At 75.8% G+C, this 24,052-nt stretch carries 22 protein-coding genes and 1 pseudogene; 12 read left to right on the plus strand and 11 right to left on the minus strand.

The annotated features are described in order from the left end of the window. Positions 1–9 precede the first annotated feature (9 nt). The 7 genes and pseudogenes from ACI79P_RS16120 to serA all read right to left on the minus strand — a co-directional run bounded on the left by ACI79P_RS16120 (position 10) and on the right by serA (position 6,389). Positions 10–747 carry an HpcH/HpaI aldolase family protein gene (locus ACI79P_RS16120; RefSeq protein WP_456582062.1) on the minus strand — a complete coding sequence of 246 codons (738 nt, stop codon included), beginning with the start codon at positions 745–747 and terminating at the stop codon, positions 10–12. Positions 748–844: 97 nt separating this feature from the next. Next, positions 845–1,678, minus strand: coding sequence for an SMP-30/gluconolactonase/LRE family protein (locus ACI79P_RS16125; RefSeq protein ID WP_456582063.1), 834 nt, complete (start codon positions 1,676–1,678; stop codon positions 845–847). Positions 1,679–1,707: 29 nt separating this feature from the next. After that, a complete protein-coding gene (locus ACI79P_RS16130; RefSeq protein WP_456582064.1) occupies positions 1,708–2,319 on the minus strand; it encodes a peroxidase-related enzyme in 612 nt (203 codons plus the stop codon). 31 nt (positions 2,320–2,350) lie between these two features. Next, positions 2,351–2,875 (minus strand): annotated as a pseudogene (locus ACI79P_RS16135) (UGSC family (seleno)protein). Then, the gene (locus ACI79P_RS16140) at positions 2,872–4,269 is read right to left on the minus strand and encodes a thioredoxin family protein (protein ID WP_456582065.1); all 1,398 of its coding nucleotides are present in this window, start codon (positions 4,267–4,269) and stop codon (positions 2,872–2,874) included. The pseudogene ACI79P_RS16135 and the gene ACI79P_RS16140 overlap by 4 nt, the downstream one beginning before the upstream one ends. Positions 4,270–4,310: 41 nt before the next feature. Further along, positions 4,311–5,123 carry an alpha/beta hydrolase gene (locus ACI79P_RS16145; protein ID WP_456582066.1) on the minus strand — a complete coding sequence of 271 codons (813 nt, stop codon included), beginning with the start codon at positions 5,121–5,123 and terminating at the stop codon, positions 4,311–4,313. Between the two features lie 57 nt (positions 5,124–5,180). Continuing rightward, positions 5,181–6,389 carry a phosphoglycerate dehydrogenase gene (serA, locus tag ACI79P_RS16150; RefSeq protein ID WP_456582067.1) on the minus strand — a complete coding sequence of 403 codons (1,209 nt, stop codon included), beginning with the start codon at positions 6,387–6,389 and terminating at the stop codon, positions 5,181–5,183. A gap of 58 nt (positions 6,390–6,447) precedes the next feature. Here serA and ACI79P_RS16155 point away from each other — a divergent pair, with 58 nt between their 5' ends. The 4 genes from ACI79P_RS16155 (at position 6,448) to ACI79P_RS16170 (ending at position 11,069) form a co-directional block, all read left to right on the plus strand. Next, positions 6,448–7,566, plus strand: a complete 1,119-nt coding sequence (locus tag ACI79P_RS16155) for a zinc-binding dehydrogenase (protein WP_456582068.1) — start codon at positions 6,448–6,450, stop codon at positions 7,564–7,566. Positions 7,567–7,709: 143 nt separating this feature from the next. After that, positions 7,710–8,360: a hypothetical protein gene (locus tag ACI79P_RS16160; protein ID WP_456582069.1), complete on the plus strand. Its 651-nt coding sequence runs from the start codon at positions 7,710–7,712 to the stop codon at positions 8,358–8,360. 64 nt (positions 8,361–8,424) lie between these two features. Further along, on the plus strand, positions 8,425–10,434 hold the full coding sequence (locus ACI79P_RS16165) for a sensor histidine kinase (protein ID WP_456582070.1): 2,010 nt from the start codon (positions 8,425–8,427) through the stop codon (positions 10,432–10,434). Continuing rightward, positions 10,431–11,069 (plus strand): response regulator, encoded by a 639-nt coding sequence (locus ACI79P_RS16170; RefSeq protein WP_456582071.1) that lies wholly within the window; start codon positions 10,431–10,433, stop codon positions 11,067–11,069. Before ACI79P_RS16165 ends, ACI79P_RS16170 begins: the two co-directional genes overlap by 4 nt. Before the next feature lie 17 nt (positions 11,070–11,086). Here ACI79P_RS16170 and ACI79P_RS16175 read toward each other — a convergent pair whose 3' ends face one another. Beyond that, positions 11,087–11,308, minus strand: coding sequence for a hypothetical protein (locus ACI79P_RS16175; RefSeq protein WP_456582072.1), 222 nt, complete (start codon positions 11,306–11,308; stop codon positions 11,087–11,089). A 226-nt stretch (positions 11,309–11,534) separates the two neighbouring features. Here ACI79P_RS16175 and ACI79P_RS16180 point away from each other — a divergent pair, with 226 nt between their 5' ends. Next, on the plus strand, positions 11,535–12,497 hold the full coding sequence (locus tag ACI79P_RS16180) for a hypothetical protein (protein WP_456582073.1): 963 nt from the start codon (positions 11,535–11,537) through the stop codon (positions 12,495–12,497). 9 nt (positions 12,498–12,506) lie between these two features. Further along, positions 12,507–13,016 (plus strand): phosphohydrolase, encoded by a 510-nt coding sequence (locus ACI79P_RS16185; protein WP_456582074.1) that lies wholly within the window; start codon positions 12,507–12,509, stop codon positions 13,014–13,016. A 7-nt stretch (positions 13,017–13,023) separates the two neighbouring features. Here ACI79P_RS16185 and ACI79P_RS16190 read toward each other — a convergent pair whose 3' ends face one another. Next, a complete protein-coding gene (locus ACI79P_RS16190; protein ID WP_456582075.1) occupies positions 13,024–13,641 on the minus strand; it encodes a carboxymuconolactone decarboxylase family protein in 618 nt (205 codons plus the stop codon). Between the two features lie 125 nt (positions 13,642–13,766). Here ACI79P_RS16190 and ACI79P_RS16195 point away from each other — a divergent pair, with 125 nt between their 5' ends. The 3 genes from ACI79P_RS16195 to ACI79P_RS16205 are packed head-to-tail and all read left to right on the plus strand — an operon-like array spanning position 13,767 to position 17,044. Then, complete coding sequence (locus ACI79P_RS16195; protein WP_456582076.1) at positions 13,767–14,372, plus strand: acyl-CoA-like ligand-binding transcription factor; 606 nt, start codon at positions 13,767–13,769, stop codon at positions 14,370–14,372. A 59-nt stretch (positions 14,373–14,431) separates the two neighbouring features. Next, entirely contained in the window at positions 14,432–16,153 is a 1,722-nt protein-coding gene (locus tag ACI79P_RS16200; RefSeq protein WP_456582077.1) for an MDR family MFS transporter, read from the plus strand. 3 nt (positions 16,154–16,156) lie between these two features. Further along, entirely contained in the window at positions 16,157–17,044 is an 888-nt protein-coding gene (locus tag ACI79P_RS16205) for a nucleoside hydrolase (protein WP_456582078.1), read from the plus strand. Between the two features lie 140 nt (positions 17,045–17,184). On the opposite strand, the gene ACI79P_RS16210 is transcribed toward ACI79P_RS16205, so the two are convergent. Then, a complete protein-coding gene (locus ACI79P_RS16210; RefSeq protein WP_456582079.1) occupies positions 17,185–19,425 on the minus strand; it encodes a glycoside hydrolase family 3 C-terminal domain-containing protein in 2,241 nt (746 codons plus the stop codon). 286 nt (positions 19,426–19,711) lie between these two features. On the opposite strand from ACI79P_RS16210, the gene ACI79P_RS16215 reads away from it, so the two are divergent. Beyond that, positions 19,712–20,812, plus strand: a complete 1,101-nt coding sequence (locus ACI79P_RS16215; protein ID WP_456582080.1) for a LacI family DNA-binding transcriptional regulator — start codon at positions 19,712–19,714, stop codon at positions 20,810–20,812. Here ACI79P_RS16215 and ACI79P_RS16220 read toward each other — a convergent pair. Beyond that, the gene (locus tag ACI79P_RS16220; protein WP_456582081.1) at positions 20,713–21,021 is read right to left on the minus strand and encodes a hypothetical protein; all 309 of its coding nucleotides are present in this window, start codon (positions 21,019–21,021) and stop codon (positions 20,713–20,715) included. The two genes, ACI79P_RS16215 and ACI79P_RS16220, sit on opposite strands and share 100 nt — an antisense overlap. A gap of 131 nt (positions 21,022–21,152) precedes the next feature. On the opposite strand from ACI79P_RS16220, the gene uxaC reads away from it, so the two are divergent. Beyond that, a complete protein-coding gene (gene uxaC / locus ACI79P_RS16225; RefSeq protein ID WP_456582082.1) occupies positions 21,153–22,571 on the plus strand; it encodes a glucuronate isomerase in 1,419 nt (472 codons plus the stop codon). After that, positions 22,568–23,938, plus strand: a complete 1,371-nt coding sequence (locus ACI79P_RS16230) for a mannitol dehydrogenase family protein (RefSeq protein WP_456582083.1) — start codon at positions 22,568–22,570, stop codon at positions 23,936–23,938. Before uxaC ends, ACI79P_RS16230 begins: the two co-directional genes overlap by 4 nt. The last annotated feature ends 114 nt before the right edge of the window (positions 23,939–24,052 follow it).

Here is a 24,052-nt window from a genome sequence, read left to right on the forward strand (position 1 = left end):
CCGGCGCCGTCAGCCGGTGGCGCGGTCCCGTGCGACGCCGAGGTGGTGCGCGGCGGCCTCGGCCACCACGACTGCGTCGACGGCCACCGTCACCACCGTGGCGCCCTCCGCGGCGAAGCCGGCCGCCTCCTCGCCGCTGCGGGCGTGCACCCCCACGGGCACGCCCGCGGCCCGCGCGCGGGCGATGATCGAGGAGAGCACCGAGCCGAGCTCGGTCCGGTGGGCGTCCCCGGTCAGCTCCAGGGAGAGCGCGAGGTCGGCGGGGCCGACGTACAGCCCGTCCAGGCCCTCGACGCCGAGGACCGCGTCCAGGTCGTCGAGCATGGACGCCGTCTCCACCATCGGGATCACCAGCGGCTCGTCGGCCCCGCCCGAGAGCCGGCCGATCGACCGCCCACCGGCGGGTGCGTACCGGCAGGCGGCGACGATCTCGCGTGCGTGGCCGGCGTCGCGGACGTTGGGCACGATCACACCGCGGGCGCCGAGGTCCAGCGGCCGCCCGATGTCGGGGAACAGGGAGCTGCGGGTGCGGACCAACGGCACCGAGCCCGCGGCCGTGATGGCCGCGCAGGTGCCGGGGAGGTCCGCCTCGGCCGTCGCCCCGTGCTGGAGGTCGACGACCACGTAGTCGGCGCCGGTGCGCGCGAGCAGCTCACCGGTCACCACCCCGGGCAGCACGCTCCACAGCCCGTGGCAGGGCCGGCCCTCCGACCACCGCCGCCGCAGCTCCGCCTCGCTGCCCGCCATCCCGGCCCTCCCTCGTCGTCGACCAGCCCGTTGCCGCCCCGCCGATCCTGCCCGCAGGGCGCCCCGCCCGCGACCGAGGGGTGTGCGGTGCGCATGCTCAGGCCGCGCCCACGTCGACCCGGACGGCCTCGATGCGGCCGGCGCGTGGCCCGGGGCGCCAGCTCGGCGCCGTGCAGACGAACAGGCTGCGGCCGTCGTCCCCGCCCAGCGCGCAGGCGTAGGAGAGCGAGCCGCTGCCCACCGCGACCCGGGCGGTCACCTCGCCGCCGTCGCGGACCCGGAGCACCTCCGGGGTCCGGGCGGTGGCCACCCACACCTGCCCCTCGGCGTCCAGGCAGATGCCGTCGGGGGCGATGCCGGGCAGCTCGGCGAACACCCGCCGGCCGGAGAGCGACCCGTCCGCGGCGACGTCGAACGCGGTGAGCCGCTTCCCGTAGGTCTCCGCGACGACGAGCGTGCGGCCGTCGGGGCTCAGCACCATCCCGTTGGGGAAGACGAGGCCCGCCGCGGCGACGGAGACCGTGCCGTCGGGGTCCACGCGGACGAGGTCGGCCGGCTCCGGCTCCGCGCCCGCCTCGAGGTCGAAGCCGAAGCTGCTGACGTAGGCGCGCCCCGTCGCGTCGACGACCAGGTCGTTGGCCCGGAACCGCGTCGCGCCGGCGAGGTCGGCGTGCACGCGGGTGCCGCCGTCGGCCACCCGCAGCAGGGCCCGCCGGACCATGGAGACGACGAGCAGGTCGCCGCCGGGCAGCCAGCCGAGTCCCGAGGGGCTGTCGTCGAGCTCCAGCACCACCGCGGGACCCCCGTCGGCGGGCATCCGGCGCACGACGCGGTCGTGGAAGTCGGAGAACCACAGCCGGCCCTCGTGCCAGCGCGGCCCTTCCGGGAAGCCCAGGTCGTCGGCGAGCACGGTCGTCGTCGGAGCGGTCACCGGCGGACCGTAGCGCGGGCGGCCCCGCGTCAGGCGGGCGGCGCGGGCGCCTCTCCGGCGCCGCGCGGCAGCCGGCCCATCAGGAAGAACTCGGGGTTGGGCGTGATCGCCGCGAAGTGCGCCAGCCGGTTGGAGAGCGCGAAGAACGACGTGATCATGCCGACGTCCCAGACGTCGTCCTGGGTGAGGCCGTGGTCGGCGAGGGCGCCCAGCTCCTCGGCGGTGACCGAGGCCGGGTCGGCCGCCAGGCGGGTGGCGACCGCGAGCACGGCGCGCATCCGCGGGGACAGCGGTGCCTTGCGCCAGTCGACGGCGACGTGGTCGGCGATGTGGGGGTCCTTCGTGCGGATGCGTGCCACGGCGCCGTGCGCGACGACGCAGTACAGGCAGTCGTTGCCGGCGCTGGTGGCGACGACGATCAGCTCGCGGTCGGCCTTGGACAGCCCCGGGGTGTCCTTGTCCATGAGCGCGTCGTGCATCGCGAAGAACGCCCGCGCCTCGTCCGGCCGCCAGGCCAGCGCCGCGAAGACGTTGGGCAGGAAGCCGGACTTCTCCTGGACCTCCGCGTAGCGCTCGGCGAGGTCGGGGGGCAGCTCGCCGGCGGGCCGGAGCGGGAAGCGGCTGATCGGCATCTCGGTCATCGGCCCACCCTGGCAGCGCGCGCCGTCGGCGTCATCCACCGGGCGGCGCCGTGACGGCGGCGACCACCGCCGGGTACGCCGCCTCGGCGGCCGACCGCAGCTCCGCGTCGGTGCGGTCCTGCACCGGGTGCGGGACGAGCACGCACGGCGCGGGGAACCCCAGAGCCCCGCCCTGCGCGCGGGCGGCCTCGGCGAAGGCCTCGCTGGCGAGGAACACCCCGACGACGCCGCGGCGCTCGAGGTCGGCGATGTCGTGCACACTGCACGACGTGCAGGAGCCCTAATCGGCGAGCGCCTCGATGACCACCTCGCACTGCTCGGCGATCTCGTGCCGCAGGTCCACCGGCGCGGTGCGGGCGAAGGTCGGCTTGCGGTAACGCCGCACGAGCGCGCCGTCCGCGGCGAGCAGCTCCGCGAGCCGGTCGAGGACGACGTCGCCGCGCGCCTTGCTGATGTCGAGCAGCGCCACGCTGCGGCCGCGCAGCGAGGCCGGCCGGGGCAGCAGCTCCCGGGCGGACGCCTGCCGTTCGCCGGTCGGGTCCAGGACGGTCCTCATGCGCGCACCTCTCTCGTCACCGGGGCGCTCCCGGTCTCGCCGGCCACCCAGCCGCCCACGATCGCGCTGAACAGCCCGGCGTCGCCGCCGGCGTGGGCCACCAGCAGACCACCGGGCCGGAACTTCGGCAGATCGGCCCCGGCCAAGCGGGCGGGCACCCCCTCGGCCATGCCACCGGCCCCGCGCACCAGCTCGTCGCCGGGCAGGGTGAGCAGCTCGTCGAGCTCGGCCAGCAGGCGGGCGCGGTCCCAACCGGCCTCGCGGAACACCCGGCCGTGCTCCGGCGAGACGACGAGCATCGCGTCGAACGCCATGGGGAGCTTGGGGTGGGCGTTGACGCGGAGGCAGGCGGCGAAGGTGCGCGCCAGGGAGCGCGGGTCGCGGCTGAGCTGGTCGACGACCGGCTGCACACCCGATCCGGCGAAGACGGTCACCGCGTCACCGGCCACCCCGCGGTCGGCGGCCAGCGGGGCGAAGGGGCTGTCGTGCTCCCGCTCGGCGAAGCAGAAGGTGAACTTGCCGGGGTTGCCGAGGGTCGCCCGGTCGACCTCGCCGGGGCGGCCGCCGCCGACGTTGCGCACGACCAGCTGCAGGGCCCGGCCGATCGTGGCGTTGGCCCGGTTGCCCTGCCCGAGCGCGTTGACCCCGCTGTTCATCCCGATCCGGCCGGCGACCGGGCCGTTGACCACCACGACGGGGCCGGAGAAGTACGTCGTCGCCAGCAGGCCGTGCAGCGCGAACTCCTCGGCGGCCGCCGCCTCCAGCGCGGCCAGGACCACCGGCAGGTGCTCGGGCAGGCACCCGGCCAGCACCGCGTTGACGGCCACCTTCTCGACGGTGCACTCGACGAGGTCCGGCGGCACGACGGCCACCACGTCCTGCGGGTCCCGCGTCGTGCCGCGCAGCATCCGCAGCACCCGCTCGGGCGTCGGCGGCACGACGGGGAGCCCGTCGGTCCAGCCCCGGTCGAACAGCGCCTCGTGCTCGTCCTCGAGCTCGGCGAGCTCGACCCGCCGGCTGGCCAGCCCGCTCCCGCCGAAGCGGGCCTCCAGCGCATCGATGCGGAACGGGTCCACCGACAGCGAGCCGCACCCCGGCCGGTGCTCGGGCAACCCCTCGCCGACGTCGGGCACGCCGGTCAGCTCCGCCCACTGCTCCTGGCTCCACCCGACGACCCGCGCGGTCTCGGCGCCGTCCACCACGCGCAGCAGCGTCGGCACGGTCTCGATGCCGAGCCGGTAGGAGAGCTCGAGCTCGGTGTCGTCGCCGTCGAACCAGCCGGCGTCGTCCTGGCACCAGACCGCGGCGCCGAGCCGCCGCAGCACCGGCTCGACCAGGACGCAGGTGGGGCAGTCGCGCTTCACCACCGCCACGAGACCGTCCGGGAGCCGCACCCCGCGACCGTACCCACCCGGCCGCCCGGTCGTGACGGCGGTCACCCCGGGGCTTCCCAGCCCAGCAGGTCCAGCGCCTCCCGGGCGATCTCGGGCGGCAGCGCGTGCGGCCCGGGGAACTCCCGGTAGGTCACCTCGACCCCCTCCTCGCGCAGGGCCGGGACGATCCGCCGGCTGGTCCGGTCCACCGGCAGCACGTCGTCGCCGGTGCCGTGGCTGACGAACACCCGCGGCGGCCGGTGCCACGACGTCTCCGGGACGAACCCCGGCGAGAACGCCAGGACGGCGTCGAAGAGCTCCCCGTTGGCCAGTCCCAGGCCGAGCGCGTAGGAGGCGCCGTCGGAGAAGCCGGCGACGGCGATCCGCCCGCCGTCGACCGGCACCGTGCCGAAAGCCCGCCGGAGCGCCCGGTCGACGACCCGGAGATCGGGCCCGAAGCCACCGCGCACGGCGTCCCAGGTGGGGCCCCGGGAGCTCGGCGCCAGCAGGAGAAGGCCCCGCTCGTCGGCCTCGGCCTGCAGCAGCGCCAGCCCGCCCGCGGCGTCACCGCCGGCCCCGTGCAGCGTCAGGACCAGCGGCGCCGGCTCGCCGGCGGTGAGGCCCGGCGGCACGTGCAGCAGCGCCTCGCCCTCCTGCCCGAGGTCCAGCGGGTGGGTGCCGGGGGCCGGGAACGGCTCGGTGGGCTCCCCCGGACGGGCCGCGAGGGACGCCGCCGGGCGCTCGGCCGGCTCCGGCGTCGCTCCCTCCGGCCGGGCCCCGCAGCCCGGCGCCGCCCCGGCGAGCAGGACGCCGGCGGCGCCCACGAGGAACCACCGGCGGGTGCGCCGCGCTCCGGCCGAGCGGTCCTCCGCCACCGCACCAGCATGACGCCCCGCCGGCGGGGACGCCCCCGGTCCGGCGGGGTACGCGGGTCAGTCGACCCGCGGCGCGAACCTCATCAGGCGAACGGCCTCCGGCAGGGTGCGCAGGGCCGCCAGCAGGTCCGCGGGCAGCGGGGCGCCGACGTCGGTGACCGCGTACCCGTACTCCCCACGCGTGGCCAGCACCTGGGCGTCGACGTTGAGCCCGTGCTCGCCGACGAGGGCGTCGACCCGCGCCAGGACGCCCGGCACGTTGCGGTGCAGCAGCGCGAAGCGGTCGGTCGAGGAGCTGTGCAGGACGACCGTGGGCAGGTTGACGCTCAGCGTCGTGGTCCCCGTGGCGGTGTAGTCGACCAGCTTGCCGGCGACGAACCGCCCGATGTCGTGCTGCGCCTCCTGGGTCGAGCCGCCGATGTGCGGGGTCAGGATGACGTTGGGCAGGCCGCGCAGCACCGAGGTGAACTCGTCGCCCTGCTCGCGGGGCTCGTGCGGGAAGACGTCGACCGCCGCCCCGGCGATGTGGCCGCTCAGGATGCTGTCGCGCAGCGCCTCGTGGTCCAGGACGAACCCGCGGGAGAGGTTGAGGAAGATGCTGCGCGGCCGCATGCGGGCGAACTGCTCGGCGCCGAACAGCCCGGCGTTCCCGGCCCGGCCGTCCACGTGCAGCGTGACGGTCTCCGCCCGCTCCAGCAGCTCCTCCAGGCTGTCGCAGCGCTGGGCGTTGCCGAGCGCCAGCTTGTCCTCGAGGTCGTAGAAGAGCACCCGCATGCCGAGCGCCTCGGCGAGCACCGACAGCTGGCTGCCGATGTTGCCGTAGCCGACGATGCCGAGGGTCCGCCCGCGGATCTCGTGGCTGCCCGCGGCCGACTTGTCCCAGGTCCCGGCGTGCAGCGATCGGTCGCGGTCGACCAGCCGCCGGGCCAGGATGATGATCTCGGCGATCGCCATCTCCACCACGCTGCGGGTGTTCGAGAACGGCGCGTTGAACACCGCCACGCCCGCGGCCGCGGCCGTGGTCAGGTCGATCTGGTTGGTGCCGATGCAGAAGGCGCCCACCGCCTGCAGGTCGGGACGGCTGCGCAGCACCTCCGCGGTCACCTGGGTCTTCGAGCGGATGCCGAGCAGGTCCACACCGTCGAGCGCGGCGACCAGGTCCGCCTCGTCCAGCGCCCCGCGCAGCGACTCGACCTCGTAGCCCGCCGCACCGAGGATCTCGGTCGCGACCGGGTCGATGTTCTCCAGCAGCAGCGCTCTGGGCACGTCCAGGACCTCCTCGACCGTGGGACCGCCGGCCCGGCGCGCCGGCGCGTCGCCGGGCGTGCGCGACGCGGACCAGTATCCCGTCGGCGCCCGGGCGCGCTGCGCCGGGCTCCCCCGGGGGTCCCGCTGCGCCCGGAGCCGGGCGCTGGTCTACTTCGCGGACGGCCGCACGGGCGGCCGCGGAGACGGAAGGCGGCGCGACGTGTGGGCCCAGCGGCTGAGCGGACCGTTCACCTTCGAGCAGGTCGAGGTGCCCGCACCGCGCGCCGAGGACCTGGCCGAGGGCCAGGTGCTGATCGCCACGCGGGCGGGTGGGATCTGCGGCAGCGACCTGCCCTTCTTCAAGGGCGCGCCCTTCCTGTACGCCCCGAACCCGGCGGACCGGACGGCGACACCGGTTCCCGGCTTCCCTCTGCACGAGGTGGTCGGCGAGGTGGTCGCCAGCCGGCACCCGGCCCACTCCGCGGGCGACCCGGTCGTCGGCTGGGCGTCCGCCTTCGACGGGATCGCCGAGCTGGTGGTCACCGACGGCAACGGGCTGGCCGGCTACGACACCGCGCTCCCCCCGACCACCGCCGTGATGCTGCAGCCGCTGGCCTGCGTCCTCTACGCCGCGGAGCAGCTCGGGGACCTGAGCGGGAAGTCGGTCGCCGTCATCGGGCAGGGCCCCATCGGCCTGCTCTTCAGCCACGTGCTCGGGCAGCGCGGCGCCCGCCGGGTCGTCGGCGTCGACCGGGTGGACCGCACCGCCGCGGCCGACGTCTTCGGGGTGCACGAGACCGTCACGGCCAGCGCGAGCCGGTGGGCGGCGACCCTCGCGGACGCCGACCGCCCGGCCATCGTCGTCGAGGCCGTGGGCCACCAGGTGACGACGCTGCAGGACTGCCTGGCCGGCGTCGCGCCGGGTGGGGACGTCCTCTACTTCGGCATCCCCGACGACCCGGTGTACCCCATGGACATGATCACGTTCCTGCGGAAGAACCTGACGCTGCGCGCCGGGGTCACCCTCGAGCGGGCGCGGGTGCTGCGGGACGCGGGCGACTACCTCGCCGCCCACCCCGAGCTCCGCGACGTCTACGTCAGCGACGTCCACCCGGTCGACCGGGTCCAGGCGGCCTTCTCCGCGGCGATCCAGCCCCGGCCCGGCCAGTACAAGATCGTCCTCGACACGGCCTGACCGGGAGGACTTCCCGGCCGTGCGGGAGTGCGCCCGATGACGACGGGAACTCCCGGGCGCGACCGTGGTCCGGTCCACGCACCGCCGAGGCCGGGGTACGCCGCCCGGCCCGCGGGCCACCTCCCGCCCCCACGAGGTCGACCATGCCCGTCTCCACGTCCGCACGCACCCCGCTCGCCGCCGCCGCCGGTTTCGCCGCGCTCGCCGTCGCCGGCAACGCCCTGCAGGGCGCCACCCCGGCGCCGCACGCGGAGGCCGAGGCGGTGCTGCGCTTCTACGCCGCGGCACCGGACCGGATCGCCGTCGCGATGATGCTCTCGCTGATCGCCCTGGTCCCGCTCGCCTGCTTCCTCGCAGCGCTCGTCCGTGCGCTCGACGACGCCGCGTCCGGGGATCCGTGGCCCGCCCGGGTGGCGGCCATCGGCGGCGCCGCGGCGACCGGCCTGCTCGCCGGCGGGTTCGCCCTCGTCTCCGCCGGGGCCCTGCGGGCGGGGAGCCCCGCCGGCCTGGCACCGGAGTCCGCCGTCGTCTTCTACGACGGCGGGCTGGCGCTGTCGGGGCTGGCCGCTCCGGTGGGGCTCACCGTGCTGCTGGCCGGCACGGCGGTGGCCGTCCTCCGCACGGCGGCGTTCCCCCGGTGGTTCGGCTGGACGTGCGCGGCTCTCGCGACGGTCGGCCTCGTGACCCCGCTGTCCTTCCTGCTGACGCTCGCCTTCCCCCTGTGGGTCCTCGTGGCGGCCGCCGTCCTTCCCCGGCGCTCCGTGGCGGAGTCGGGCACCCGGCTCGGCCGGTAGCGACGGCGACCCGCCGCGACCGGGGACCTCCCGCACGGGGCACCGGAGCCGCACCATGACCGCCATGGGACGGGCAGGCGCCGCCGGGCTGTGGCTCGCGTCGTCGGCCGCCGTGGCCTCGGCAGCCGGGGCCGCCGCCGTCGCCGTCGGCAACGCCCTCCCGCAAGCCGGCGCCCGATGGGTGGACGCCGTCGTCGTCCTGCTGTTCGTCGTCGCCGGTGCGGTGGTGCTGGTGCACCGCCCGGGCCACCGGATCGGGCTCGTCCTGTGGGCCGGCGGTGCCCTGTGGGGCCTGTCCTCCCTGCCCCTGGAGGTGGCGGTCGCCCGACTGGTCGCGGGCGCCGACCAGCCGGGGTGGGCCGTGGTCGCGGTGCTGGCGCTGGCGGTGCGGGGGGCCGGGTGGATCACGATCGTCGTCCTGCTCCCGCTGCTCTTCCCGGACGGACGGCTGCCGTCGGCACGCTGGCGCCCCGCGGTCGTCCTGGCGCTCGGCTCGCTCGCGCTCTTCACGGGCGCGGTGCTCACCGCCCCCGAACCGCTCGACTACCGCCTGGCCAGGATCCGCAACCCGCTCGGGCTCCCTCTCGACTGGCGGCCTGCCGTGGACCTCCTGCCGCTGACCGGCCTCGCGCTGGTGGCGGTGAGCGCGCTGGTCGGGCTGTGCGCGGTCGCCGTGCGCCGGCGCAGGGGGAGCCCGCTCGTGCGGCAGCAGGTCGGCGCCCTGCTGGTGGCCGCCGCCGTCTCCCTGGTCGTCGGCCTCTGGATCGTGGTCGACCAGAGCCGCGGCGCGATCGCCTTCCCCCTCGCGGTCGCGGCACTCCCCGTCGCCGTCGGCGTGGCGGTCCTGCAGCACGACCTCTACGACCTGCGCCTCGCGGTCAACCGCACGCTCGTCTACGGGGTCCTCACGGCGGGGGTCGTCGCCGTCTACGTCGTGGTGGTCGGCGGGGTGGGTGCGGTGCTCCGCTCCGGTGACCCCGGATGGGCGCCGGTCGTCGCCGCGGCCGTCGTCGCGGTGGCCTTCCAGCCGGTCCGGGAGCGCGTGCAGCGGGCGGTGAACCGGCTGACCCTCGGCGTGTGGGACGAACCGGTGGAGGTCGCCCGGCACCTCGGTGACCGGCTGGCCGACGCCGCGGCGCCGGAGCACACGCTCCCGGCGGTGGTCGACGCGCTCGCCGAGTCGCTGCGGCTGCCGTACGTGGCCGTCCTGGGGGCCGACGGCGCCGTCCTGGCGTCCCGTGGCCGCCCTGGGCCGCCCGAGCAGCAGGTCCCGCTGGTGCACGAGCGGGTCGAGGTCGGCGCCCTGCGGCTGGCCGGCGTCCGGAGGAGCGCCACCACGGTCGCGGTGCTGACGGCGCTGGCGCACCAGCTGGCGCCGGTCGTGCGGGCACTGGAGCTCTCCCACCAGCTCCAGGCGTCCCGCGAACGGCTGGTCCTCTCCCGCGAGGAGGAGCGGCGCCGCCTGCGCCGCGACCTCCACGACGGGCTCGGTCCGGCACTCGCCGGGCTGACGCTGCGGGTGGACACCGCCCGCAACACCGTGGGCGGCGACCCGGCCGTGGACCGGGCGCTGCTCGAGCTGCGCGACGACGTCCAGGAGGCGGTCGCCGACGTGCGCCGGGTGGTGGAGGACCTCCGCCCGGCCGCGCTCGACGACCTGGGGCTGCCCGGCGCGCTGCACGCGCTCGCCCGGCGGATGAGCAGCGGCCGCCTCCCGGTCGTCGTCGAGGGCTGCCCCACCGTGCCCGCGCTGCCCGCCGCGACCGAGGTGGCCGCCTACCGGATCGCCCAGGAGGCGGTGACCAACGCGGTCCGGCACGCCGGGCCGTGCGCCACGTGCGTACGGGTGCTGCTCCGCGCGGAGGCCGGGCGGAGCCTGCTGGTCTCGGTCGAGGACGACGGGCGCGGCCGGGTCGCGGCGCCCGCCCCGAGCCGCCCGGGCAACGGGCTCTCGACCATGCGGGAGTGGGCGGAGGAGCTGGGCGGCGAGTTGGTCGTCACCGACCGCATCGGCGGCGGCACGGTGGTCGTCGCCGCGCTGCCGACGGGTGGCCCGAGCGGAGGCCCCCGGTGAGCGGCCCGATCGGCATCGTCCTCGTCGACGACCACCCGATGTTCCGGCGGGGGCTGCGCGGACTGCTCGAGTCGGTCGCGGACACCGAGGTCCTCGGCGAGGCGGGCACCGGCGAGGACGCCGTCCGGCTGGCGACCGTGCACCGGCCGGACGTCGTGCTCATGGACCTGAACCTGCCCGGGATGTCCGGTGCCGCGGCGACCCAGCTCGTGCTGCGCGCGAGTCCCGCGACGGCCGTGCTGGTGATCACAATGGTCGAGGACGACGACGCGATCGTCGCCGCCCTCGATGCGGGGGCACGCGGCTACGTGCTCAAGGGGGCTGGCCAGGAGGAGCTCCTGGCGGCGGTGCGGGCGGTGCACCACGGGTCCGCCGTCTTCGGGCGGTCGCTGGCCCCGCGGCTCCTCGCCCGGCTCAGCGAGGTGCGGGAGGTCGCGCCGCCCGCGGCGCCCGGGCTCAGCGACCGCGAGAACGAGGTCCTCCGGTTGATGGCCGAGGGCCTCGACAACGCGGGCATCGCCCGGCGGCTCGGGCTGTCCGTCAAGACGGTGCAGAACCACGTCTCCCGCCTGCTCACCAAGCTCGAGGCCCGCAGCCGGGTCGAGGCGGTGCTGCGGTTCCGGGGCGGCGCCTGACCGGGCGGCGCGGCCGGTCAGCCGTCCGCGCGCGGCTCGCCCGGCTCGGCGCGTGACCGGGCGGCGAGCCACCGCTGCCACTCCGAGCGGTCGCTGGCCCCGGGCGCCGCCGAGAGCGCCACCACCGCGAGGACAGCCAGGACGGCGGCCACCAGCACGACGGTGGCCACGACCTCCCACTGGAACAGCAGGGCGACGGTCATGCTGCCGGGGGCCGGCGCGGGGCTGGGCGGTGCCATGGGCCACGGTGTGCCCGGGCGCTGCCCGCGGTGAACCCCTCCCTGGCCCGGCTCACCCGTGCGGGGGACGTCACCCGGGGCGACACCGGCCGGGGGGCGCGACCGGACCGGGTGGGCACCCCACCCGGCCGGGTGACGGGCCCGCTCCTCGGCGCGCGGCCGTCCCGTTCCGGCACCTAGCGTCGGCACGACGGGTGCCCCAGGGGCACGGGAGGAGGCACGCCGGATGAGCGCTGCGACGCAGCAGGAGAGCGCGGCCGAGGTCATCGACGTCGCGCCGCGCACGCCGCCGAACGTCTCCGGCGACCTGCCCACGATGTTCCGGGCGGCGCCGATGTTCGGCCGGGCGCTGGCCGGCTACGACCGCTTCCAGGTCGACACCTACGTGCAGTGGGCCGAGGACGAGCTGGCCACGGCGGACCGGGAGCGGGAGCACCTGCTGGCCCGGTGTCTGCAGACTCAGACCGCCCTCGACGAGGCCCGGCAGCTGCTCGACCACTCCGCCGGCGGCGGTGAGCTGCTGCGGTTGTCCGACCGCATCGGGCAGCTGCTGGCCGCCGCGGCCGACCAGGCCCAGGGCATGACGGCCGAGGCCGAGCAGCTGCGCGCGGCGGCCCGCACCGAGGCCGACCAGCTCCGGGCCCGCGCCGCCCGCGAGCTGGCCGGCGCCCGGGACCGGGCGCGGGAGACGATCGCCGCCGCCGTGGCGCAGGCGGAGATGGTGCTCGCCGTCGCCGGCCGGACCCTCGACGCCGCCGAGCGGATCCGTGAGGAGGCCACCGCCGAGGCGGAGCGGCGCGCAGCGGAGGCGCAGGCGGTGGAGCAGCGCGCCGCGGAGCGGGCCGCCCGGCTCGGGGAGCAGGCGGCGGCCGAGGTCGCCGCGGCCCGGCTGACCGGCCGGGCGGAGGTGCTCCGGCTGCTGGCCACCGGCCGGGACGAGCGGTGCCGCGCGGACGCCGAGGCCGCGGCGCTCCGGGACCGCCTCGACCGGCAGGCCGCCGACCGCCGCGCCGCGCTGCTCGAGGAGGTGGCGTCGCTCGACCGCCGGCGGGCGGAGCTCGACGCGCAGGTCGAGCGGGCGGCCGGCGCGGTGCCGCCGTCGGAGGAGGTGCGGCCCGCCACGTCGGGGCTGCGCCTCCTCGGCCGGGCACCGCGTCGCACCCGACGACCACCGGCCGCCAGCGCCTAGCCTCGGAGCGTGGCCTTCACCGTCCCCGACGCGCACCTGCTGGCGCTCGCGGCGCACGAGGGCCAGGTGGACCGGGACGGCCACGACCACTACCTCGCCCACCTGCGGCCGCTCGCCGAGATGCTCCGGCCCTACGGCCCCGAGGCGGAGATGGCCGGCGTGCTGCGCGACGTGGTGGCCCTGACCCGGGACCACCGGGATCCCACGCGGCGCTACGACGTCGCCCGGCTCCGGGCCCTCGGGGTCCCCGAGGTGGTGGTGGCCGCCGTCGACGCGGTCACCCCGCGCCCCGGCGAGCCCTACATGGGCGGCTCGATCCGCCGCGCCGCCGCCGATCCCCTGGGCCGGCTGGTCATGCTCGCGGACAACTCCCTCGACCTCGCCGCCAGCGAGGAGCTCGCCGGAACCGACCCGGACAAGGCCCGCACCCTGCGCGAGGGCCGGTACCGCCCGGCCCGCCGGATCCTGCTCGCCGCGGAGGCGGCGGACCGGATCCACGGCCGCCGCGTCCTCGTCTGAACCGGGCTCAGCCGCCTGCCGGCACCGGCGGTTCCGGCCGGAAGGTGGCCAGCGCGGTGGCCAGCATGGCGTAGTAGCCGACCAGCCAGACCAGCGCCGCCAGCGCTTCGGCCCCCAGGACAGAGGTGGCCCGGGCGTAGCCGTCGTCGTCGAGCTCACCGTCGTCCAGCAGCCGCCACGTCGTCGCGACGACGACCTCGTCCACCGCGTCCAGTCCCTCGGGGACCCGGCCGTCCAGCAGGGCCTGCAGCTGCGCCGGGGCGACGCCCGCTGCCCGGGCGGCCTGCTCGTGGGCCAGCCACTCGAAGTGCGACCGGCGCCGGGCGGCGACGGCGAGCACGGCCAGCTCCCGCGACCGCGGGCTCAGCAAGGCGTCCTCGCGCAGCGCCGCCCCCACCGCCTGGACCGCCGATCCGATCCCCGGGGCCAGCAGCATGAGGGCGAAGGGCCCCAGCAGGCGGCCGTCGTCGTCGGTGAGCGGGACGACGGAGGACTGCGCCCGCCGCGGACCGGAGGTGATCTCGGCGTGCAGCCGGGCCCGCTCGCCCTCCAGCCGGGCCGGGTGCAGCAGCGGGACGCGTGCAGGGCCGCGCGGCGTCGGCCGGCCGGTCAGCTCGTCGGGCATGAGCGGTCCCTTTCCTGGGCGATCGGGGCACCGAAGCGTAGGCCTGGCAGAAGGCGGCCGACACGCCGGAACGCTGCAGCCCCTGCAAAGTTGCAGAGCGTGCATATTCCACCTACGGTGGTGCGGTGACCGACGGCCTGCGCGAGCGCAAGAAGCTGGCGACCCGCCTCGCGCTGCACCGGGCCGCCCTCGAGCTGGTGGCCGAGCGCGGCCTGGACGCCGTCTCGGTCGAGGACGTCGCCGCACGCGCCGAGGTGTCCCCGCGCACGTTCTTCAACTACTTCCCGTCGAAGGTCGATGCGGTGGTCGGCCTCGAGCCGGCCATGGCCACGGAGCTGGCCGAGGCGTTCGCGGCTCGCCCATCCACCGAGTCGCCGGTCGAGTCGCTCCGCGCCGTCCAGCGCGCGCGAGCGGTCGAGATGGCCGACGAGTCAGAGCTGTGGCCGCTGCGGATGACGGTGATCGACGCGAATCCCGTCCTCGTCCAGCGGCTGATGGCCGCCTTCGGCGAGTCCGAGCGGGCGCTGTCCGATGCGATCGCCGCGCGCACCGGCACGCGCGTCGGCGCGGATGCCTACCCGACGCTGCTCGCCGCGGTGCAGGGCTGTGCCATGCGGACCGCGTTGCACCGCTGGCTGGCCGGCGACTTCACGGCCTCGCTCCCCGACCTGGTCGACGAGGCCTGGGACGTCCTCGCTGCCGGGCTGCCGGCCCCCCGCACCACCGCCTGACCCCGCGCGGACACCGCCGTCCGCTCCCCGTAGCGCCCCACCTTCCTCGAGGAGTGCAGTTGCCCGCCGCCACCGCGGAGTCCACCGGTCCCGGCTCCGCCCCCATCGTCCTCACCCGGCGCCGGATCAACACGATCTTCGGCGCCCTGCTCGCCGGCATGCTCATGGCCGCGCTGGACCAGACCATCGTCTCGACGGCGATGCCCACCATCGTCGGCGAGCTCGGCGGCGTCGCGCACATGGCGTGGATGACGACCGCCTACCTGCTCGCCACCACCCTGGTCATGCCGATCTACGGCAAGTTCGGCGACCTGTGGGGCCGCCGCACGCTGTTCCTGGTCGCCATCGGCCTGTTCACCGCCGCCAGCATCGGTGCGGCGATGGCCCCGAGCTTCGGCTGGCTCGTCGCCTGGCGGGGGGTCCAGGGCCTCGGCGGCGGCGGGTTGATGATCCTGGCGCAGGCGATCATCGCCGACATCGTCCCGGCGCGTGAGCGGGCGAAGTACATGGGACCGATCGGCGCGCTGTTCGGCCTCGCGGCGATCGTCGGCCCGCTGGTCGGCGGCTTCTTCACCGATCACCCCGCCCTCGGCTGGGAGTGGGCCTTCTGGATCAACGTCCCGGTCGGCATCGCGGTCCTCGGCATCGGCTGGTTCGCCCTGACCCTGCCGCGCAAGCGCAGCACCACGCCGGTCGACGTCGCCGGGATCGTCACCCTGTCGGCCGCCACGACGTCGCTGGTGCTCTTCACCGACGTCGGCGGCCGCGACGGCTGGGGCTCGTGGCAGGCGCTGTCGCTGCTCGCGGCGCTGGTCGTCTCCACCGCCGCCTTCGTGGCCGTCGAGCTGCGGGCGGCCGAGCCGATCATCCCGATGACGCTGTTCCGCAACCCGACTTTCGTCGTCGCCACCGCGCTCGGGATGGCGGTGGGCCTGGGCATGTTCTCGGCCATCGCCTTCATGCCCACGTTCCTGCAGATGGCCTCCGGGCTCTCGGCGGCCAACTCGGGGCTGCTCATGCTGCCGATGACCGCGGGCATCATCGTCACGATCCAGAGCTCGGCGGTACTCATCGCCAGGACCGGCCGGTACAAGATCTTCACCATCGCCGGCGTCGCGGTGATCATGGCCGCGATGATCTGGATGACGTCGCTGACCGGCGCCTCCTCGCTCTGGACCATCGGCGCGATGTTCTTCCTGCTCGGCGCCGGGCTGGGCCTGATCATGCAGAACGTGGTGCTCGCGGCGCAGAACGCCGTGCCCGCCGGGCAGATCGGCACCGCCACCTCGACGAACAACTACTTCCGCGAGGTCGGCGCCACCCTCGGCGTCGCGGTCTTCGGGACCCTGTTCACCAGCCGGCTGGCCGAGAACCTCGCCGGTGCCCTGGGCAGCAACGCCGAGCAGGCGGCGCAGGCGGGCATCACCTCGCCCGACACCCTGGTGCCCGCCGCGGTCGAGGCCGCCGGTGAGCCGCTGAGGTCCGCGATCGTCGACGCCTACGCCGGAAGCCTGGCTCCGGTGTTCTGGTACCTGGTGCCGATCCTGGCCGTCGCGCTGCTGCTGGCGCTGTTCCTCAAGGAGATCCCGCTGTCGGACTTCGCCGGCATGGTGGCCCGCGGCGAGGCGGTCAACTCCGAGGAGGAGCTGGCCGCGCTCTCGAAGCCGGCCGCGGTCGAGGAGGCCGTGGTGCTCGAGGACGACCGGGACGGCCAGCCGCGCTCGGGACCAGCCGCCGAGGTGCGCCGCTACGCCGAGTCACTACCGACCAAGGAGAGCTGACCGATGAGCCACCTTCGCATCCGCGTCGTCGTCGACAACGACTTCAGCGGTGACCCCGACGGCCTCGTGCAGCTGGCGCACCACGCGCTCTCCCCGTCGGTCGACCTGCGGCTGGTCATCGGCTCGCACCTGCGGCCCGGAGACCACTTCGACCCCTCCGACACCACCGCCGACAACGCCGCCGCGCTCGCCCGCGAGGTGCTGGCGCTGGCCGGCCGCTCCGACGTCCCGGTCCTCGCCGGGTCCAACGTGGGCCTGACCGACCGGGGAACGCCCATCCGGTCCGCGGCGGCCGAGGCGCTGGTCGCCGAGGCCATGCGCACCGACGTCGACACCCCGCTGTACGTCTGCGCGGGTGCCGGGCTCACCGAGATCGCCAGTGCCTGGCTGATCGAGCCGCGGATCGCCGGGCGGCTCACGCTGGTCTGGATCGGCGGGCCCGAGCACGCCGGTCTGGCCGAGCCGCCCCCCGACGCGATGCCGATCGAGTACAACCTGCTCATCGACGTGCTGGCCGGATCCATCGTGTTCGGCGACTCCGCCGTCCCGATCTGGCAGGTGCCGCGCGACGCCTACCGGCAGACGCTGGCCACCTTCGCCGAGCTGCAGCTGCGGATGGCCGAGCAGGGACCGCTGGGGGCCCGGCTGTTCGCCGCGCTGGACGGCCTCCGTGCGGGGGCCATCCAGCACGGGGTCGACCTCGGGGAGACCTACATCCTCGGCGACAACCCGCTGGTGCTGCTCACCGCGCTGCAGTCGGCGTTCCAGCCGGACCCGTCCTCGAGCCGGCACGTCGTCCGGGAGACGCCGGGGATCCCGCGGACGGGCAGTACACCCCCGCTCCCGGCGCGCGGCCGATGCGCGTCTACACCCAGCTCGACTGCCGGCTGATGGTCGAGGACCTGTTCGCGAAGCTGCAGCTGCACGCCCGGACCTCGTCCGGACCGCAGGTGGGGGGCACGCCCTAGCCGTCGGACCAGGGGGCCCCGGATCGAAGGGATCCCGGGCCCCGCCGGCGTTCCCCGGACGGGTCAGCCGGCCCGGGCGTCCCGGGCGACGGCCATGAGCCGCTCGAGCTCGGCGATCGGGATGGCCGAGCCGAAGTCCGCGGCGAACCGGCCCATCGGCATGGACCCGATCATGTGCAGCATGCCGTCGTGCATCTCGGCGGCGCCCGCGGGCATCGTGGCGAGGAAGCCCTCGAGCAGCTGGGCGCCGACCACCGGGTGCTCGAACCACTCCACGACCGACGACGTCAGGGTGAGCTCCGGGACGACGTCGTCACCGGTCAGGGCGAGCGTCGCCTCGGCCACGACGTCGGCCGCGCTGTCGCCGACCTGGACGGTGTACTCCCCCGGCGCGACGAGCCAGCGGCCCTCGCGGACGTCCCAGTAGGCGAAGGCCCGCCGGTCCAGTGCCAGGGTGACGGTCCGGGACTCCCCCGGCTCCAGCGACACCTTGGTGAAGGCCCGGAGCTCGCGGGCGGGGCGGCGGACCGGGCCGGCCGTCGTCGCCACGTAGACCTGGACGACGTGCCGGCCGGCGCGGTCGCCGGTGTTGGCGACCGTCACGGTCACCGAGGCGCTGTCGTCCCCGGTGGCGGTCACCTGGAGGTCGCCGGTCTCGACCGTCGTGTAGCCCAGCCCGTGGCCGAACGGGTACCGCACCGGCCGGTCGACGGTGGTGTAGTGGCGGTAGCCGACCATCACGCCCTCGCCGTACCGGACGTGCCCCTGCTCGCCCGGGAAGTTGAGGTAGCTGGGGTTGTCCTGCAGCCGCAGCGGGATGGTCTCGGCGAGCCGGCCCGACGGGTTGGCCCGGCCCGTGAGCAGGTCGGCCAGCGCGCTACCGCCGGCCTGGCCGAGCAGGAACCCGGCCAGGACCGCGTCGACGTCGTCGTGCCAGCCCTCCAGCGAGACGATGCCGCCGGAGGAGAGGACGACGACGGTCCGCGGGGCCACCTGCGCCACGGCCCGGATCACCTGGACCTGGGGGGCGGGGAGGTCGAGGGTCGTGCGGTCGAAGCCCTCGGACTCGTCCGCGTCGGCGAGCCCGGCGAAGACCACGGCGACCTCGGCGTCCCGCGCGATGGCGACCGCCTCCTCGCGCAGGGTCTCGGCGTTCCCGGAGCCGTCGAGGGAGAAGCCGGCCGCGAAGGCCACGGGGACGTCGAGGAGCTCCCGGAGCGCGCCGAGCGCGTCGTCGACGCGGGTGGCGTTCACGTTCGAGCTGCCCCCGCCCTGGTACCGCGGGCTGCGGGCGAACTCCCCCACCACGGCGATCCGGGCCCCGGCGGCCAGCGGCAGGGCGCCGCCGTCGTTCTTCAGCAGCACGGCGCAGTCGGCGGCGAGCTCGCGGGCCAGCGCGTGGTGGCCGTCGACGTCGAAGCCGTTGGCGGGCTCCGTCACCAGCTCGGCCAGCGCCGCCACCCGCCGGACGCTGCGGTCCACGACCGACTCCTCCAGCGTGCCTGCCTTCACCGCGTCCACGACCAGCCCGTTCCCGGTGCCGTGGTCGCCGGGCATCTGCAGGTCCAGCCCCGCCTCGAGCGCCGCGACCCGGTCCTGGACGGCGCCCCAGTCGGAGACGACGGCGCCCTCGAAGCCCCACTCGTCGCGCAGCACCTCGGTCAGCAGCCACCGGTGCTGCGAGGCGTAGACGCCGTTGACCTTGTTGTAGGCGCACATGACCGTGGCGGGCCGCGCCTCGGTGACGACGCGCTCGAAGGCCGGCAGGTAGATCTCCCGCAGGGTGCGCTCGTCGACCTCGGCGCTGACCTGCATGCGCTGGGTCTCCTGGTTGTTGGCCGCGAAGTGCTTCACCGAGGCGCCGACGCCCTCGCCCTGCTGGCCACGCACGTGAGCGGCGCCCAGCACCCCGGACAGCAGCGGGTCCTCCGAGTAGTACTCGAAGTTGCGCCCGCACAACGGCGACCGCTTGATGTTCACGCCCGGGCCGAGGACGACCGGCACGCCGAGGGCGCGCGCCTCCCGGCCGACCGCGGCGCCGATCCGCTCGGCCACCTCCGGGTCCCAGCTCGACGCCACGGCGACCGCGGGCGGGAAGCAGGTGGCCGGCAGGCTCTGCAGCAGGCCGATCCGGTCGAAGTCGCCGGCCTGCCGGCGGACGCCGTGCGGGCCGTCGGTGAGCACGACCGACGGCAGCCCGGCCTCCTCGACCGGCGCGGTGGACCAGAAGTCCTGGCCGGACAGCAGGGCGGCCTTCCGCTCCAGGGGCAGCGCGGTCACGTCATGAGGTGTGCGGTCGGTCACCCGGCCGATCCTGCCGACCGTGGACCGGTCATGTCGGCACCCGTGCCATCCAACGGCAGGCGGCTCGCTGCGACGTGGCGTCGACCCGGGCGCGCACGGCGGACGGTCACCCGGCGTCCCGCCCAGTCCGGCACCGGCGCCACCGACCAGCCAGCGCCCCCAGCGTGACGACGGCGCCGCCGGGTCCTCTCCACCACTGCATGGGTCGGTAGGGTCGGCAATCGGTTGCCGACCGTGTGGCCAGGTCCGACGCCGCTCCCCGGGAGCACCGGAGCCAGGAGGAGTGGTGGACGGATCCGTCGGCGAGCGGCCCGACCGCGCCGTGACCATCTACGACGTCGCCCGGGTGGCCGGTGTCGCGCCGTCGACCGTGTCCCGCGCCTTCTCCCGGCCCGGCCGCGTCAACGCCGCGACGGCCGAGCGCATCCGCCAGGTCGCCGAGGACCTCGGTTACCGCACCAACCCGCTGGCACGGGCGCTGTCCACCGCGCGCAGCCACATGATCGCCCTGGTCGTCTCCGACATCGGCAACCCGTTCTACTCCGAGATCGTCCGCGGGGCGCAGGCGACCGCCGCCTCGGCCGGTTGCACGATCCTCCTCGTCGACGCGCAGGAATCCGACCGACTGGAGCGATCCGCGCTCGAACGCGCGCTCCCCGTGGTCGACGGCGTCGTCCTCGGCGGCTCCCGCATGTCGGATTCCGCGATCCGGATGATCGCCAAGCAGAAGCCGGTGGTGGTGCTCAACCGCGCCGTCGTCGACGTCCCCTCCGTGGTTCCCGACAACGCCGGCGGGATCCAGCGGGCGGTCGAGCACCTGTCGCGCCTGGGCCACCACTCGCTGGTCTACGTCGCCGGCCCGGAGGCCTCCTGGGCCGACGGGATGCGCTGGCGCTCGCTCCAGGACGCCGCCGCCGACCTGCAGCTGAAGGTCCGCCGGATCGGCCCGTTCACCCCCGACGTACCCGGCGGCGTCCGCGCGGCCGAGGAGCTGGCCGTCGACCCGCCGACGGCCGTGGTGGCCTACAACGACCAGCTGGCCATCGGCCTGATGCGGGGGCTGGGGTCCCGCGGCATCAGGGTGCCCGGCCACGTCAGCGTCGTCGGCTTCGACAACATCGGACCCGCCGAGCTGGTCACGCCGGGGCTGACGACCGTGAGCGCCCCGCTCCACCTGGAGGGCGCCACGGCCACGAAGCACCTGCTCGCCATGATCGAGGGCGCGGAGAGCCGGGCCGGGGCCCCGATGGTCCTCCCCGTGCGGCTGGTCGAGCGCGGGTCGACGGCTCAGCGCAGGCGGAAGAGGACCTCGCCCGCCTCCGGCACCACCAGCGTCTCGCCGTCGGACCGGGACGCCTCGACGTCGACGTCGGCGGGGTCCAGGTAGCCCAGGCTCGCGCGGCGGACGACGTCCTCGGGGATGCCGGTGGCCAGCGTGACCGTGAGCCGGCACCGCTCCCCGTGCTCCTCGTCCCAGGTGCCCGCCCCCCGCAGGTAGCCGATCTCCTCGATCTCGGGGTGCATGGCCGCGATCTGCCTGATGTGCGGCGCGCAGAGGATGACTTCGCCGCCGTCGGCCACGACCGGCTCGACCATGGAGACCCCTTCGCGGCGGTCCAGATGTCGTCCGGTCGGACGATCCGGGGCCGCTGCCCCCGCCACAAGCGCCCGGGCAACAGGTGGCAACCGATTGCCGCCTGCGCCGGTCACCATCCAGCATCTCGGCCATGCCGGCGCCCGCACCCCTCTCCCCCCACCCGGATCGCCTGCTCCCCGCGGAGCCGGGCGTGCGCGCCGTCGCCCGCCGCCTCTACGCCGGCGTCCGGGATCTGCCCGTCGTGTCGCCGCACGGGCACGTCGATCCCCGGCTGCTCTCCGACGACGTCCCGTTCCGCGACCCGGCGAGCCTGCTGGTGACCCCCGACCACTACGTGACCCGGCTCCTGCACGCCGGCGGCGTCCCGCTCGCCCGGCTGGGCGTCGGCCGCCCGGACCTCGACGAGCGGGATTCCCGGCAGGTCTGGCGGACGCTCTGCGCGAACTGGCACCTGTTCCGCGGCACTCCGTCGCGCGTCTGGCTCGAGACCACGCTGGCGGAGGTCTTCGACGTTCCCGTCCGCCCCTCGGCGCAGACGGCGGACGACGTCTACGACCAGATCGCCCTGCGGCTGACCAAGGACGAGTACCGCCCGCGCGCCCTCTTCGAGCGGTTCGGCATCGAGGTGCTCGCGACCACCGACGACCCGTGCGACGACCTGGCCGCGCACGCCTCGCTGGCCGCGGACACCGGCTTCCGCGGCCGCGTCCTGCCCACCTTCCGTCCCGACCGCTACCTGGAGCCGGCCGCACCCGGGTGGGCTGATGCCGTCGGCCGCCTCGGCGAGGTGAGCGGCGTCGACACCGGCAGGTACGCGGGGTGGGTGGCGGCCATGGAGGAGCGGCGCGCGTACTTCCGGGCACACGGCGCCGTCTCCGCCGACCACAGCCACGAGGACGTCGGCACCCAGCCGCTGGAGGCCGAGGACGCCGAGCGGATCTACGGGGAGGCGCTGGCCGGCAGGGCGGAACGGTCATCGGCCGTCGCCCTCCGCCGGCACATGCTGTTCGAGATGGCCCGCATGTCCTGCGACGACGGCCTGGTGATGACCCTGCACCCGGGCGTCCGCCGCAACCACCACCGGCCCACGTTCGCGTCGTTCGGACCGGACACCGGCCACGACATCCCGCTGCGGGGCGACTTCACCGATCCGCTGCGGCCGCTGCTGGAGCGGTTCGGTACCCACCCCAACCTGCACCTGGTGCTCTTCACGCTCGACGAGACGGTGTTCTCCCGGGAGCTCGCACCCCTGGCCGGCTTCTACCCGTCGGTCTACGTCGGCGCCCCGTGGTGGTTCCTGGACGCGCCCGAGGCCGTGCGACGGTTCCGGTCCGCGGTCACCGAGACCGCCGGCTTCTCGCGCACCTCGGGCTTCATCGACGACACCCGCGCCTTCTGCTCCATCCCCGCCCGCCACGACATGTCCCGGCGGCTCGACAGCGGCTTCCTCGCCCGCCTCGTCACCGAGCACCTCCTCGACGAGGACGAGGCCCTCGAGACGGCGGTGGACCTCGTCGTGGGCCGGCCGCGAGAGGTCTTCAAGCTGTGAGCGCCGCCCGGCTCTCCCGCACGGCACCGGCGCCGCCGGTGCGCGCGGCGCACCTCGGACTCGGCGCATTCTTCCGCGCCCACCAGGCCTGGTACACCGACCGGGCGAGCGACGCCGGCGAGTGGGGCATCGCCGCGTTCACCGGGCGCCGGCCCGACCTCGCCGACGCCCTGCGCGTCCAGGGCGGGCTGTACACCCTGGTCACCCGCGCGGCCGACGGCGACACCTTCGCCCCGGTGACCTCGGTGGTGCGGGCCGTGCCCGGCGGGGACCACGCCACGTGGTTGTCGACGATCGCCTCGCCCGAGGTCCGGGTGCTCACCACCACGATCACCGAGGCCGGCTACCACCGCGCGGCCTCCGGCGGGCCGGACCTCGCCGACCCGCTGGTGGCGCGGGACGTGGCGGCGCTCCGGGAAGATCCGCGCGCGCCGGTCTCCTCCGCCCCGGCGCGCATCCTGGCCGGCCTGATCGCCCACCGGGCCGCCGACGCCGGCCCGATCGCGCTGGTGCCCTGCGACAACCTGCCCGACAACGGCCCGGTGCTCGCGGGCGTCCTCGCCGGGCTGGCCGAGGCGGTCGATCCACGGCTGCCCGACTGGCTGGCGGCGACCGTCACCACGGCCACCACGATGGTCGACCGGATCACCCCGCAGCCCACCGACGGAGACCGTGCGGCCGTCCTCGCCGCCACGAGGCTCGACGACCGCTGCCCCGTGGTCACCGAGCCGTTCAGCGAGTGGGTCGTCTCCGGCGTCTTCCCCGGAGGCCGGCCCGCCTGGGAGTCCGCCGGCGCGGTCGTCACCGACGACGTCACGCCGTTCGAGGAGCGCAAGCTGTGGCTGCTCAACGGGGCGCACTCGCTGCTCGCCTACGTCGCCTCGCAGCGCGGGCACGCCACCGTCGCCGACGCGATGACCGACGACCACTGCGTCGCCCTGGTCCGGCAGTGGTGGGCGCTCTGCATCCCCCACCTGACCCTCGGCCGGGCGGAGGCGGAGGCGTACTGCGCCGCCCTGCTCGACCGCTTCACCAACCCGCGGATGCGGCACGCCCTGGCCCAGATCGCCGCCGACGGGTCGCAGAAGCTGCCGGTCCGCCTCCTGCCGGTGCTCCGCCGGGAACGCGGCTCCGGTCGCCTCCCGGACGTCGCGGTCACCGTCCTGGCGGCGTGGCTGCTGCACCTGCGCGGCGCCGGCGCCCCGGTGCGGGACGTCCGTGCGGAGGAGCTGCTCCGCCTGGGCGGCGGGCCGCTCGGCGAGGCCGTCCCCGCCGTCCTCGCGGTCCTGGGCCAGGACCTGGCCGACGACGCGGAGCTCGTCGGCGCGGTCCGGAGCCGTTGCGGAGAGCAAGCCGGACGACGCTGACGGGGCTGTGCCGCGACGAGCCCCTGCTGGGGGGTAGACGCCCTTGTCGAGCAGCGCTCCCCCACCGAGGTCCGACCGCCAGCCGATCGCACCCGGTGGCGGCGAGAAGCCGAA

Source organism: Blastococcus sp. SYSU DS0510, from assembly GCF_054050835.1.